The sequence below is a fragment of the Streptomyces sp. NPDC054841 genome (assembly GCF_053611045.1).
In genome coordinates, this window is sequence record NZ_JBSGZO010000003.1 from 15,907 (window position 1) to 29,256 (window position 13,350).

The window sequence follows — 13,350 nt, forward strand, 5'->3', positions numbered from 1 at the left end:
GGTCCTCATTGGAGGATGGCGACGCCGAGCGCCGCGAAGGTCAGGATGAGCGCGCACGTCCCGAGTGCGGGCAGCGCGTAGAGGTCGCGGCGGTGGGCCGGGCCCGCGAGGCTGAGCCCCACGAACCCGGCCACCGTCGCCGCGGCGAAGAACACGGCGAGAAGCACGGGCTACCCCGCCTCGGGGCCGTCCGTCGCGCGCCGGCTGAGGGCTGTCGCACGGCCGTCGTACGTCGGCACCCGGAGCGACATGCGCGGCGGCGCGACGCCTTCGGGATACAGGCCCTCGTCCCACGCCCACCGGTAGCCATGGGCGACGAACGCGACGGCCAGGCGTACGGCGTCGCGGGGCGTCAGTCCGGTGCAGGCGATCGTCGCAAGGTCGCGGCACAGCTGATCATCGAGCTCGAGCTCCAGACGCGGCGCGACGGGCGTCTCTCCGCTGTCGCGGCTCGGTGGTGCCGGCTGCGGCGGCGTCGCATGGGCCTGTCGTGCCTCGTCGCGTTCGGCCGCCTTAATGTCGCGCGACACGGTGTCCTTCGACGTGCCGAGTTGGTCAGCGATGGCTCGGAGCGACAGGCCGTCGCGACAGAGCCGCAGGGCCGTCGCGCGACGCTCTGCCAGGGCGGTACTCATCGGCCCTCACCTCCGCGGCGTGCCGGATCGCACATCGGGCAGGCGTGGAAGGCGTCCGTGGACTCGTGGCAGCGGTCGACACAGGCGCGGCACCACGGGGTGTCGGCGTGCCGGGCGCGGCCGTCGAACCGCTTGTCCGTAGGGTCGAACGGCTGACGGCAGTGCCCGCAGGCCGGGGCCGGCTCGCTGCCGTGGTGGCGGTATCCGTTGGGCGGGTGGTCGGCGAGCCGCTCGCGGAGGTACTGGGTGGTCCACTCGACGTTCGTCAGCGGCTTGTCGTCGAGGACGCTGCGGAGCGCGATCACCGAGTGCATGGCGCGGTCATTCAGCACGCGGTCGCGCGCCTCGCGGTCGCCGATCGTTGCGGGGGACGGGATGTCGAGCGCTTCGAGGACGGCCGCGAGGAGGTCGCGCATCGGGTCGGTGATCACTGCGACACCCCCTCGGCGACCAGCCGCAGGAGCGCCGCGTACTCGCCACGGGTCTGCCCGGGGCGTACGGGCGGCGCGGCGGCGAGTAGGGCCTGCTCGCCGCCGTATGCGGCCTCGGTGGGGCCGTGGAGTCGCTCGGCGAACACGAGGGCCTGCGCGAGTCGGGTTGCCTCGCGCATCTCGGCGTTGGGCCGGTAGCTGCTCAGTTTGTCGGCGAGCTGGGTGAGGAGGGTGCGGGTGTCGGCACTGAGTACGGGCGGACTGCCCGCAGCGGCCGTTGTACGGTCCTGCATGGGTCTGAGCTCCCTTGAAGCCGAAGGGGTTCGGATCAAGGCCCCGGGCTGGTGTTTGCGTCACCGGTTCGGGGCCGCCGTGTCTCCGGAGCGGAGACCGGTGGGGGAGCGGGGGGCCGCGGGCACCGGCCGTTGCAGTTGCCGTTGCAGTTCGCCACCGATCGGGGTGGGTCGTAGGCGTGCGATAGCGCGCGCGACCAGCGGTTTCGACCCGTGGCGACTCTCGGCAGCTACGCAGTACGGAAACTCGTAATGCGTAGGTCTCGGGTTCGAATCCCGAAGGCGGCTCCATTCATACCCAGGTCAGGCAGTGTCTGACCTGGGCTTTTGTGTTCCCGTGCTGACTGCCCGTCAGGTCGCGCGACGGTGGGACGGGCAGGGGAGCGCGAGGGGAGTGCACTGAAATCCTTGGATCACGACCATGTCCGCGTGGATGAGTTCCATGTCTGTGTGATGGCCGCACCTGAACCACCCGGGGTTCGGTGGGCCCCGTCCTCTCCGGGGTGAGGCCACGGCACGGTGCGGCCCCTACCGAGAGCTGACGTGCTTCTTCGCGAGTCGGGATCGCCACGCCCAGCTGGTGAGCCCCCCAACGGCGAGGGAGACGATGATGGCACCCCAGTCGATGACGTGGGGGAGGCCGGGAAAGAAGGCGAAGAAGGCGAGGACTGCGGCCGCGCCGACGAGGAAGGCGATGATGCCGGCGCGGCGGCGCTTGGTTTCCCAGTCGGGGACTTCGTTCGTGGGCTGAGTGCTCATGTGCGGCTCACTTCGTGATGTGGTGGCACTGGCTGACCCGGCGGACACCGTTGATGTTCAGGTGGGCGCATGCCTTGCCGTAGTGCGGAAGCTTCTGCGGTGCGTTGTTCCGCATCGGGTCGATCTTGCACTCGGTGTGGGTCTTGCCACGGGAGGTTCGGTACGTCTTGTTGCCGGTGTCCGCGTAGGTGAAGTCGATCCGCCAGTTGCAGAAGCCGGCGTTGAGGGCTCCGACGAATCCGCAGTCGACGCCAGCGTTCTGGTAGGTGATGTCCTTGCCCTCGCCGCGGATGATGTGGCTGAACATGCAGCCGTGGGGACCTTCATGGTGACGCCACCGACTTGGTAATCGAAGCTGGCCACGGGTGTGGACCCGATGGCCGTGGCGCGCGCCTGTGCCGGGGCTAAGAGCGCGAGTACGGATGCCGCGGCGACAGCTGTCGTGGTTCGGGCCATGAGGTGAGCGAACATGCTCGGTGCTCCTTTGGGTGAGTGTCCCTGCAGAGCAGAGAACGCCCCTGAACGGCCCTTGTTTCGTCTCGGTACGACGGTCCACTACGAAGAGTGATCAACAGATAGGAGTGCTGACCGGCTGTTGGGGCTGGAAGGGGCAAGGTCGGACGCGTGAGCGCTACGTGAGCGGACTGGATGGGCAGGGTGGATAGGGTGGGCACGCGGGCTGAGGGTCGTAGGTCCATGACCTGGGAAAACGGGATTCCGGAGCACCCTCCAGCACCAGCCGGGATGATCTTTTGGGGCCTCGTAATGCGTAGGTCTCGGGTTGGAATCCCGAAGGCGGCTCCGCGCAGGGCCAGGTCAGATATCAGCTGACCCGGCCCTTTTGCTTTCCCGTGACGTGCCGGGGCATGCCGCGGCTGGGTCCGGAAGGCCGTACGTGAGCATGTGTGAGTGCCGGACGGCGGAACTGACTCCGAGGTAACCGGCCGGGGCCGAGGGTGAGGGCCGATTCCAGGAGGCCGTCTCGTTCCAGGCGATCAAGTACATCACCCGCAGCGCCGTGTTCGCTGTGCACGAACTTTCGTAGGTGTCCCGGTCGGCCAGTAGGCACACCGGGGTGCCCGTCTGTGCGTACGCGCTCGGTTTCTCTTCCCGGTCGCGTTTGAGGGTGTCGGTTTCGGAGCCGTCCCGCGGCGGGGGGGATCGGGGCGGGCGCGTAGTTTACCTGCGCTGATGGATTCGTTGAGCAGGTTTTCCCCAGCCGGGGTCCGCGCGGCAGACTGGGGTCGGGCCCGGCCTCGTCCCGCCGGTTCCGCCCCGTCGTACGAGGAAGCTGCTGACGCCCGTGAGTGACGATTCCCTGGCCCCGCCCCCGGCTGTGCCGGCAGGCTCTGTGCCCCCGGGCTCCGTGCCTCCGGGTCCGACGTCCCCGGAGGACGGAGACGAGGATGCTTTCGGGATCGACGCCTTCACCCTCGACGACCGGCTGCGGCTCTTCCACTTCGCAGCTGCAGAGAAGCGTCACGAGTACCTGTGGCTGCTGCGTGCCTTCGAGAGGGGCCGGGCCAACTACCAGGTGCTGCTACATGCTTCCGACGCGGCCGCCCTGGTGGGCAGGCTGGTCGCGGACCATCCAGGGGCGGCCGTGGGCGACGTACAGCCGCTGCTGGACGCGCTCGCCGAGTGGCGGGTCCTGGACCGCAGCTACGACGGGACGCGGGCGGCAAACCTGGCGGAGTACCGCAACCGGCACTACGTGTACCAGTTCACCCAGGCCGGATACCGGGCCTACCGGGCGGTGGAGGACGTGCTCGGCGCCGCCCTGGAGGACGCGCAGCTCTCCCGGCTCGTCTTCCCCGACATCCTCGCCGACTTGACCGCGCTCGCCGAGGCGAACGCCGCGGGCGACGCCGAGGAGGTCTATCGGAAGCTGGGCCGCCTGGACTCCGTGCTGAACGAGATGGCGCAGCGGGCTGCCCGCTTCTATCTGATGCTCGGCGACCTGGCGCGGACCAATGACACCCGGCCCGAGGTGTTCCTCGCGCACAAGGACGCGCTGCTCGCGCACATGCGGGAGTTCACCGCCGAACTCGGGCGCTACGCCCCGCTGCTCGCCGAGGGGGTGGAGAAGGCCGCGGCCAGCGGCGTGGACCGGATGGTCGAGTACGCCGCGGAGGCCGACGAGCGGCTCTTCCGGACCCCGGCCGCCCGTCTGGACGACTGGCGGCAGCGGTGGGGCGGCATCGTGCACTGGTTCGGGGAGCGTGAGCACAGCGAGGCCGAGCGGCTGCAGGACGCCACGGTCACCGCGATCCGCTCGGTCCTCGCGCTGCTGAGGCGGGTCACCGAAGCGCGGCGCGGCGGAGTCAGCCGGGAGAGCCAGCTGCGCCACCTCGCCCAGTGGTTCACCTCATGTGTCAGCGACGACGACGCGCACGCCCTGTTCCAGGCGGTGTTCGGGCTCGGTGCGCCCCGGCACATCGCCGTCCCCTATCCGGACCCCGAGCTGATTCCCGGGCGTACCTCGTGGTGGGAGGCCGAGCCGGTGGAGCTGGCCCGCATCCTGGTGCAGTCAGGCCGCACCCCTGCCCTCAAGGGGCCGGGACGGATCGAGCGCAACGACCCCGAGCGGGCCCGGCTGCGGGCCGCGCAGATCAAGGAGCAGGCCGAGAGCCGGGGGGCGGCTGTCTCGCTGGCCCGCGACGGCGCGTACGGCAGGGTCCTGGACGAGGCCGAGACCCGCGCGCTGCTCTCCCTGATGGACGTGGCGCTGGCCGCGCGGGTGCCGGTCACCCGGGGTGTCGCGGGGCCGACGGCCTCCGGCTCGGCGCACGGGGTGCGGCTCACCCTCGTCCCGACGGGGCCCGGCGAGGCGTTCACCACGGTGCGCACCGTACGTGGCGACCTGCACCTGGACGGACTGCGCCTGGAGGTCACCGGATGAGCACCCGCGTCGCCGAGAACGTATCGGCCCTGGAACTGGCCGATTACCAGAAGGCCGTACGTCTCGTGCTGCGGCATCCGCTCATCACGCCGGTGCACCCGGACGGCGGCGCGCTCGCGACCGTGCGGCGCTGGGCCGAGCAGTTGCGTACCGATCTGATGGAGGTGCTCGGCTACCGGCTGATCACCACCGCCGACACCGCCCGCCTCCAGCGCGCCCAGGACCAACTGGACCCCACCCGGCCTGCGCTCAGCCGGTCCGGTCGCCCCTTCGACCGGCGCCGCTACGCCTACCTCGCCCTCGCCTTGGCCGCGCTGGGCCGGCACGGCGCGCAGGTTGCGCTCGGTGAACTCGCCGACGCCGCCGCCGCGGACGCCGCCCGCATCGACGGGCTCGGCCTGGACACCGGCCGCAAGCACGACCGCGACGCCTTCGTCGACGCCGTCAGCTGGCTCACCGAACGCGGCGCGCTGCGCCTGGCCGACGGCTCGGCCGCCTCTTGGGTCTCCGATCCGGAGCGGGCCGAGGCGCTGTACGACATCGACCGGGAGGTGCTCACCGCCGTCCACCAGCCCACCCGCGTCCTCCAGCACGTCACGTCGGTGACCGCGCTGCTGGACTCCGCGGGTGCGCGGAGTCTGTCCGAGGGGCGCCGGGCGCAGCGCCTCTCCGCGTCCCGGCGGGCGAGGCGCCTGGTCCTGGAGCACCCGGTCGCCTATTACGCCGACGCCGACCCCGAGCTGACCGGCCAGCTGCGTGCCCCCGCGCTCGCCGAGGACCTCACCCGCCTCACCGGCCTCACCGTCGAGCGGCGCGCGGAGGGCATCGCCCTGGTGGACACCTCGGGACGCCTCTCCGATACGCGGTTCCCCGGCGGCGGCACCGTCGCACAGGCCGCCCTACTGCTCGGCGCGCGGATCAGCGAGGCCGCAGTGCGCACCGGGCGGCACGCGCCCGAGTCGCTGCCCGCGCCGAGTGCCGCCGAGCGCCTCGCGGACCGGGCTGGCCGGATCGACCTTGCTCTCCCCGCGCAGGGTGTGTTCGAACAGGCCACGGCAGACCGGGAGGATACGGAGGAAGAGGCGGAGGGGGAGAACGAGGCGCCCGCCGCCCCGGAGGTCCGCCACCCCTTCGTCACCACCTCCTGGCTGCGCGCCCGGACCAAGGAGATCACCGAGCAGTACGGTGCCGGGTTCGCCGCCGACCTGCGCGGCGACCCCGACCGGCTCCTCGACCAGGCCTTGGACCTGCTGGCCGCCATGTCGCTCGTCGTGCGGGTGGTGGGCGGGGTTCTCGCGCTGCCGCTGCTGGCCCGTTACCGCGGGGTGACGGTTGAGGTGAAGGCGCGCCCCCGCGTTCGTACCACCCGGAGCCCCGGGAGCCCCAGGAGTGCCGGAAGTTCCGAAGCAGCGGCCCCCGACGCCCTGTTCCCCGCAGACGACGTGAAGGACCCTGCCCAGTGAGCACCCCACCCACCGACCTCCAGCCCCGGTTCGTTCCCACTCGTGCCGGGATCGTCAACCTGTGGGACTACCGCGACGAGGAGTTCTCCTTCGCCGGCGGTTGGCTCGTGCTGCGCGGCCCCAACGGATCCGGCAAGACCAAGGCCCTTGAGGTGCTTTTCCCGTTCGTCCTGGACGGGCGGATCGACCCCAAGCGGCTCAACCCGTTCGCCGCCGAGGACCGCACCATGAAGTCCAACCTGCTCTTTCGCGGGCAGGAGGGTGCACTCGGCTATGTGTGGATCGAATTCACCCACCGCATCACCAGACAGGCCGTCACCTGCGGCATCGGCCTGCACGCCCAGAAGCACCGGGACACCCCCGCCCGCTGGCACTTCGTCGCCGACGGCCGCATCGGCGAGGACTTCTCACTGCTGACCGACGACGACCGGCCGCTGACGAAGAAGCAGCTGGCAGCCGAACTCGCCCCGTTGAGCGCCGAGGTGATCGCCTCGGCCACGGACTACCGCACCTCCGTCGACCAGCGCCTGTTCGGCCTCGGCCGGGAGCGCTACGAACAGCTGCTCACCCTCATCCTCACGCTGCGCCGCCCGCAGCTCGCCAAGAACCTCGACCCGGCCAAGCTCTCCGACACTCTCACCGAAGGTCTGCGCCCGCTGGACGAGGACCTGATCGGTGAGGCCGCCCGCTCCTTCGACGACATGGAGTCCGTGCAGCGCACCCTGGAGGGCCTGGTCGCCGCCGACCAGGCCACCGGGTCCTTCCTTGCCGCGTACTCGACGTACCTGCGGGTCAACGCCCGCGTCGCCGCCGACAGGCTCAGCGCCCGGCGGGCCGAGAGCGGCGAGCGCGATCGCGCTCTCGCCGCGTCGGAAACGGAGCTCGGCGAGGCCCGCGAGCAGCGCGAGGCGGCCGGAGTACGGGCCGACGAGGCCGAGGCCGCGCTTGCCGCGCTGCGCGCCCGCCTGGAGCAGTTGCGTTCCTCGGCCGCCTACCAGGCCGTCGAGCAACTCGCCGATCTGGAACGCCTGGTGCGCACCTGCGAACAGACCGCCCGGCAGGCCGCCGTCGAGCGCGAACGCCGTACCGCCGCCACCGGCCGGGCCCGCGCCGAGGCCGAACGCGCCGGGCAGCTGGCCGCCGAACTCGCCACCGCCGTCAGCGCCTCGGCCGCCGCCCTCGCCGACCACGCGCACCGCGCCGGCATCCCCTGGACCCCTGCCGACGCCGTCCCCTCCGCTCTTGCCGAACGCGCCTCGGCGCGCGCCGTCGCCCGCCACGAAGGCGTACGGGCGGTACGGGCCGCCGCGGCAGACCTGCGCGAAACCGAGCGTGGGCGGGACGCGGCCCGCGCCGGACAGGAGCGCGCCCAGGAGGCGGCCCGGGCCGCCGAGACGGAGGAGCGAGCGGCCCAGGACGTGCTCAGCGCCGCCCACACGCGGGCCCGGGAGGAACTCGGACGGTGGCAGGACCAGTACGGGCAGCTGCTGCCCGAAGGCACCGCCGAACTGCTCGCGCGGGCCCTCGATGCCGCCGCCGAGCCGGATGGCCCGGAAGCCGGCACCCCCGCACTCACCGACCTGTTCACCGAGGCCACCGCCCCCGCCGTCCAGGGCCTGCGAGACCGGCTCGCCGCCCTGCGCGGCGAGCTCGGCGCGCTGGAGGCCCGCCGGGCCGAGACCGAGGCCGAACGGACACGGATCGCCGCCGAACACGACGACGCACCGCCTGCCGCCCGCGGCCGCACCGCCGACCGTGACAGCCTGGAAGGTGCTCTCCCCCTGTGGCGGCTGGTCGACTTCGCCGACGGCCTCGACGACACGGAACGCGCGGGTGTGGAGGCGGCTCTGGAGGCCTCCGGGCTGCTCGACGCGCTCGTCACCGTCGATGAGCCCCCCACCGGTGACGGCGACGGATACCTGCGCGCCACTGCCCCCGTCGACGGTCCCAGCCTCGCCGACCTGCTGCGCCCCGAGACCGGTACGGCCATCCCGACCGCTCGGACCACCGCCGTACTCAGGTCGGTCGCCGTCGCCGACACGGCGGGCGCGGCCACCGCCGTCTGCCCGGACGGCCGCTACGCCGCCGGAATCCTCATCGGCTCCCACAACAAACCGCACGCCGAGTACGTCGGAGCCACCGCCCGGATGCGCCGCCGCGCCGCGCGCATCGCAGCCTGCGATGCCATCCTGTCCGAACTGGCCTTCCAGCTGGAGGAGTTGGCGCAGACCAGGTCCCGCTGCGAGCAGAGTCTTCAGGAATACGACACCGCCCGCGCCGCCCTGCCCCGCACTGCCGCCCTCGCTCCGCACCTGCGCGCCCTGGACCGCGCCGTCGCCTCCCTGCGAGCCACTCGCACGGCCGCCGATGCCGCCCAGTCCGTCTACGACGAGACGCAGGCCGCCTGCGCGGTTGCCGCGCGCGTCCTGCACCGCGCCGAGTCCGAGCATGGCGTGACCGCCCAGGACGCCGACGACACCGAGGCCGCCACGCGCGCCTTCGAACGGGAGGCGGGCGAACTGGCCACCCGGCGTCGAGAGCACACCCGGCAGACCGAGACCGCCACCGCCGCCGCGGACCGGCTCACGGCCGCCGCCGAGGACGAGGAGGCCGTCGCCGGGGCCGAACGCGCCGCTCGTCGTCGCCACGCCGAGGAGGCCGCCGGGCTTCAGGCGCTGCGCGAGGCCGTCGGCGCCGAGGCGCAGCAGGTCATGGCCCGCGTGGAGGAGACCGAGAACAACCTGGAGACCGCCGCGCGGGAGACGGACGCCGCCCGCAGTCTCAAGGACGAGGCGATCGGCCGCCTGGCCGCCGCCCAGGCTCGCCGCACCGCCGCCGCCGAAGCGCTGCGGGTCGCGGCCACCGAGGAGAAGGACACCGCCCGCGGTCTCGCCCCGTACGCGGCCCGCGAACTCCTCGACCTCCTGCGCTGCCCGCCCGGCCTGGCCTGGCCCGCCCAGGAGGCCGACTGGACGGCTGAGCGTCTGCCGCCCGCCGCCGTCACCGTCCACGAGGCGATCCTGACCGCCACCCGTGAGCTCGCGCCCACCGAGTCCAGCGTCAAGCAGTCCGTCACCCGCCTCACCACGGCCCTGGAGGACCTGCACGCCCATCTCGCCGCCGCCGGGCAGGACTACCAGCCCGCCTGGGACAGCTCCAGCGGCGTCATCACCGTCACCGTCGCCGACGAACAGGGCCCGCTGCCCATCGCCTCCTTCGCCGAGAAGATCGCCTCCCACCGCCGTGACCAGGCCGAACTCCTCTCCGACTCCGAGCAGCGCATCCTCGAGGACGCCCTCCTCACTCGCCTCGCCCAACAGATCCACGACCGCACCGTCGACGCCCGCGACCTGATCCGCCGCATGAACACCGACATGCGCGAGCGCCGCATGTCCTCGGGCACCACGGTCGGCGTCAGCTGGCTGCTCGCCGACGGCCTCGACGACGAACAGCGCGCCGTCTGCGCCCTCCTGGACGCCGACGCCGCCCGCCTTGGCCCCGAGAAGCTGGCCCGTATGCGCACCCACTTCGCCGCGCAGATCAAGAACGCCCGCGCCCGGCAGCGCGAGACCCCCTACCGGCAGCTGCTCGCCGAGGTCCTGGACTACCGGCGCTGGCGCCAGTTCGCCTTCCAGCTCGTTCGCCCCGGCGGCGCCGAGGAACGTCTCACCCGGGCCCGGCACAGCCGCCTCTCCGGCGGCGAGCAGTCCGTCTCCCTGCACCTGCCGCTGTTCGCCGCCGCCCACGCCATGCTCAACTCCGCGCACCCCGACGCCCCGCGCCTGCTCGCCCTCGACGAGGCGTTCGCCGGCGTCGACGACACCGGGCGCGGCGAACTCATGTCACTGGCCGCCCAGTTCGACCTCGACCTGTTCATGACCGGGTACGACCTGTGGGCCGTGCACAGCGCAGTGCGTGCCGCCGCCCACTACGACCTCGCGCACTCCGCCGTCGACCACACCGTCTCCGCGCTCTTGCTCCTGTGGGACGGCGAACGCCTGCACGCCGACGACAGCGGCACCCTCGGCAGCATGCTCGGCTCACCGGGCACCCGCTCCGTAGGCCGGCAGGACCGGTGGGAACAGGAGGCCCGGCTTGTCGACTGACCAGCCGTCCCCGCCGGCGTACACCGAGCTCCACGAAGAAGGCTGGCGCCGCCTGCTCGCCGCCGCCCGCCGCCGCTTGGAGCGCACCGGCGGCGTCCTCGACGGAGACATCGGCCTCACCGCCCCCACCGAAGCCGAACGCCGCACCGTCATCGGCATCACCGGCCGCTATCGCCCCGAAACCGTCAAACGCCTCACCGTCCCCCTCGCCGACCTCGACGCCTACCTGCACGGACGCTACGGAACCGGCCTGCTCAAGACCCTGGGCCAGTTGCACGGACCTTTGCGCGACCGGCCGGCCGAGCGCGCCGACGAGGCGTCCGCCCGCACCCAGGCCCTTGAAGCCGCCCACGCCTCACCCCTCGCCGCCCTGGACTGGTACCGGGCCTGGCTGGAGCAGATCGCAGCAGACGGCACTCTCACCCGCCTCCTGCGGCGCGGCGACGGCGCCCTGCTCCAGGCGGCCGTCCGCGTCCTGGAGAAACTCCCCGGGGTGTGCGGCGACGCGGATCGGGGCCTGCTCCCGCTGCCCGTCCTCGCGGAGTGGGCCACCGGAGACACCAAGGCCCTGCTGCCGGGCGGCCCCCTCGAACAGCTCGTCTTGCGCGCCATCATCCTGCGCGCCACGGCAGGCGGAGCTGAACGGGGTCGTGTCCCCCGTGACCGGGCCGGACGCCGCACCCTGTGGGAGAGCGCCGGAGTCGTCGCCGACGACCTCGCCAGTCAGGTCCTCGTCCTCAACATCGGTGCCCGCGGTGACGATGTGGTGTGCGACTGGTTGCGCGACGCCACAGGCTTTGGCATCCCCTTCCGCCTCACCCTCCACCAGCTGACGGCCGCCGACGTCGTCCCCGCCGCCCGCGAGATCCACGTCTGCGAGAACCCGGCCGTACTGCGCGCGGCAGCCGCCGAGTTCGAAGAGCGCACGGCGGCCCTGGTCTGCACCGAAGGAATGCCCTCCGCCGCCTGCCACAAGCTCCTCGCCGCCGCCGCGCGGTCCGGCGCCCGCCTGCACTGGCGCGCCGACTTCGACTGGACCGGCCTGCGTATCACCGCCGCGGCCGTGGAGCGCCATGGTGCCCGGCCCTGGCGCATGAGCACCGCCGACTACCGCAGAGCCCTGGCTGGAGGCGAGTCCACTCCGCTGACCGGACCGCCCGCCGCCAGCCCCTGGGACCCCGCCCTCGCTTCCGCCCTGAGCGAGTCGGGCCAGGCGGTCATGGAGGAACGACTGCTGCCCGAACTCCTCTCGGACCTCGGCTGATGAGCTTGGTACCGGCGGCGTGCCGGCAAAGCCGGGCCCCGGACGTGACAGGCAGCGGTTGACGCTGTCGCGAGTCTCCCGTGCACGGGGGCGCGGCGTGGGTCAGATCTTGATCACGCGGATGCCGGGGCCGCACAGAATGAGGAGATCCTCAGGGTCCGAGGTGAGGACGGTCACAGGGGTGGGAGAGGCGAGGGCGGTGGCCGCGACGATTGCGTCGAGGGCGTATTTGTGGCCGTGCAGGCCTGCTGAGGCGAGGAGTTTGCTCGCGTGGCGGGCGATGGCTTCGGTGGGCGGGATGACGTTCACGCGTGAGACGGCGTAGTCGAAGCGGGCCTGGTTGGTCTTGGGGTCGCGTGCTTCGACGAGGGTGACGGAGCTGGTGACGACGCGGATGTCTTCGGCCTCGGCTGCGGCCAGCCACTCGGTGAGTTCAGGTGTGCGTCGTACGAGTTTGGACAGGCCCTCGCAGTCCAGGACGAGCGTGCCGCTCACGCGGCGTCCGCCGAGTTGGCCGTGTCGCCCCGCAGGACGGCTCGCTTGGCCTCGACCGCCGCTTGGTCGACCGGCCCGTGTTCGGCTTCTGCGTCTTCGATGAGTTCGTGGAGTCGGTCTCGCTCCAGTTGGCGTTGAATCAGGGCTTCGACGTAGGCGGACATGCCTCGCTTGCCGGTACGAGCCTTGAGGGCCGCGATGGTGCCTTCATGGAGAGAAACGGATACCGGCCGGACGGGTCCTTCGCCGGGAGTGGGGGAGGTGACCATGGCACCACTTTAACAAGAGTCTTATTATTTGGCTCGGACGATTCTTGATCCCCGGTGCCCGTCCGGGCCCGGGTGGCGGGTCGGTGTGCGGGGTAGAGAGCATCGGTGATCGACAAGCGGACCGATACGTCCCGGGCTCTGACGCGCGAGGAGCTGCTCGCGCTGCCGGCGGCCGTGGATCTGGAGACGGCGAACCGCGCGCTCCCGCTGAGCCGGACTACCGGGTACGCGCTGGCCAAGCGCGGTCAGTATCCGTGCACGGTTCTCCGCTTGGGTAACGCGTACCGGGTCGTCACCGCCGACTTGCTCAAGGTGCTGCACATTGACGTGCCCGAGCCTCCTGGTGTCGAGGGGTCGGCCGCTGCGGCAGGGAAGGCGGACGTGGATCGCCTTTGCCTGGGCGCTGCTGCTGTGCATGCCGCTGCGCTCGCCAGTGCGAGCATGGCGAGTGAGGGACCTGGATCTGCTCGGGTGTCGTCTCCGCCTGTGCGATCTCGACAAGCTGTGCCAACATGTTGTCAACGACGTGCTTCCCGTGCAGCTGTAGAGCTTCGTCAGACGGTGGGGAGCGCAAGGGGAGCGCGGACGCCTTTGGACGGTGCAACACAGGGCGCGAGCAGCGGGACCGTGGCATGTGCTCTGATCTGGGGAAACGGGATCTGACACGACCACGCGGCACAGCCCGACACGATCCCTGGTGGTCTCGTAATGCGTAGGTCTCGGGTTCGAATCC

The 13,350-nt window shown here is 71.8% G+C and carries 12 protein-coding genes and 1 pseudogene; 5 read left to right on the forward strand and 8 right to left on the reverse strand.

All coding sequences use genetic code 11. The annotated features are described in order from the left end of the window. Window positions 1-5: 5 nt before the first annotated feature. The 6 genes from ACWGI8_RS00870 to ACWGI8_RS00895 form a co-directional block, all read right to left on the reverse strand. Window positions 6-167: a hypothetical protein gene (locus ACWGI8_RS00870; protein ID WP_453657343.1), complete on the reverse strand. Its 162-nt coding sequence runs from the start codon at window positions 165-167 to the stop codon at window positions 6-8. A 3-nt stretch (window positions 168-170) separates the two neighbouring features. Continuing rightward, a complete protein-coding gene (locus ACWGI8_RS00875; RefSeq protein WP_453657345.1) occupies window positions 171-635 on the reverse strand; it encodes a helix-turn-helix domain-containing protein in 465 nt (154 codons plus the stop codon). Beyond that, window positions 632-1,066, reverse strand: a complete 435-nt coding sequence (locus ACWGI8_RS00880; RefSeq protein ID WP_453657347.1) for a hypothetical protein — start codon at window positions 1,064-1,066, stop codon at window positions 632-634. The genes ACWGI8_RS00875 and ACWGI8_RS00880 overlap by 4 nt, the downstream gene beginning before the upstream one ends. Next, window positions 1,063-1,359, reverse strand: coding sequence for a hypothetical protein (locus tag ACWGI8_RS00885; RefSeq protein WP_453657349.1), 297 nt, complete (start codon window positions 1,357-1,359; stop codon window positions 1,063-1,065). The genes ACWGI8_RS00880 and ACWGI8_RS00885 overlap by 4 nt, the downstream gene beginning before the upstream one ends. A 528-nt stretch (window positions 1,360-1,887) precedes the next feature. Next, a complete protein-coding gene (locus ACWGI8_RS00890; RefSeq protein ID WP_453657351.1) occupies window positions 1,888-2,118 on the reverse strand; it encodes a hypothetical protein in 231 nt (76 codons plus the stop codon). A gap of 7 nt (window positions 2,119-2,125) precedes the next feature. Continuing rightward, window positions 2,126-2,425, reverse strand: coding sequence for a hypothetical protein (locus tag ACWGI8_RS00895; RefSeq protein ID WP_453657353.1), 300 nt, complete (start codon window positions 2,423-2,425; stop codon window positions 2,126-2,128). Between the two features lie 996 nt (window positions 2,426-3,421). Between ACWGI8_RS00895 and ACWGI8_RS00900 the strand changes: the two genes are divergently transcribed. The 4 genes from ACWGI8_RS00900 to ACWGI8_RS00915 are packed head-to-tail and all read left to right on the forward strand — an operon-like array spanning window position 3,422 to window position 11,853. Continuing rightward, on the forward strand, window positions 3,422-5,020 hold the full coding sequence (locus ACWGI8_RS00900) for a TIGR02677 family protein (protein WP_453657355.1): 1,599 nt from the start codon (window positions 3,422-3,424) through the stop codon (window positions 5,018-5,020). Next, window positions 5,017-6,483, forward strand: a complete 1,467-nt coding sequence (locus tag ACWGI8_RS00905) for a TIGR02678 family protein (RefSeq protein WP_453657357.1) — start codon at window positions 5,017-5,019, stop codon at window positions 6,481-6,483. The genes ACWGI8_RS00900 and ACWGI8_RS00905 overlap by 4 nt, the downstream gene beginning before the upstream one ends. Further along, window positions 6,480-10,589, forward strand: a complete 4,110-nt coding sequence (locus ACWGI8_RS00910) for a TIGR02680 family protein (RefSeq protein ID WP_453657359.1) — start codon at window positions 6,480-6,482, stop codon at window positions 10,587-10,589. Before ACWGI8_RS00905 ends, ACWGI8_RS00910 begins: the two co-directional genes overlap by 4 nt. Continuing rightward, the gene (locus tag ACWGI8_RS00915; protein WP_453657361.1) at window positions 10,579-11,853 is read left to right on the forward strand and encodes a TIGR02679 family protein; all 1,275 of its coding nucleotides are present in this window, start codon (window positions 10,579-10,581) and stop codon (window positions 11,851-11,853) included. The genes ACWGI8_RS00910 and ACWGI8_RS00915 overlap by 11 nt, the downstream gene beginning before the upstream one ends. Window positions 11,854-11,955: 102 nt before the next feature. On the opposite strand, the gene ACWGI8_RS00920 is transcribed toward ACWGI8_RS00915, so the two are convergent. Both ACWGI8_RS00920 and ACWGI8_RS00925 read right to left on the reverse strand, forming a co-directional pair. Further along, window positions 11,956-12,348, reverse strand: a complete 393-nt coding sequence (locus ACWGI8_RS00920) for a type II toxin-antitoxin system VapC family toxin (protein ID WP_453657363.1) — start codon at window positions 12,346-12,348, stop codon at window positions 11,956-11,958. Then, the gene (locus tag ACWGI8_RS00925) at window positions 12,345-12,617 is read right to left on the reverse strand and encodes a hypothetical protein (RefSeq protein ID WP_453657365.1); all 273 of its coding nucleotides are present in this window, start codon (window positions 12,615-12,617) and stop codon (window positions 12,345-12,347) included. Before ACWGI8_RS00925 ends, ACWGI8_RS00920 begins: the two co-directional genes overlap by 4 nt. A 105-nt stretch (window positions 12,618-12,722) precedes the next feature. On the opposite strand from ACWGI8_RS00925, the pseudogene ACWGI8_RS00930 reads away from it, so the two are divergent. Further along, window positions 12,723-12,935 (forward strand): annotated as a pseudogene (locus ACWGI8_RS00930) (hypothetical protein); the annotation flags it as partial. Between the last annotated feature and the right edge of the window lie 415 nt (window positions 12,936-13,350).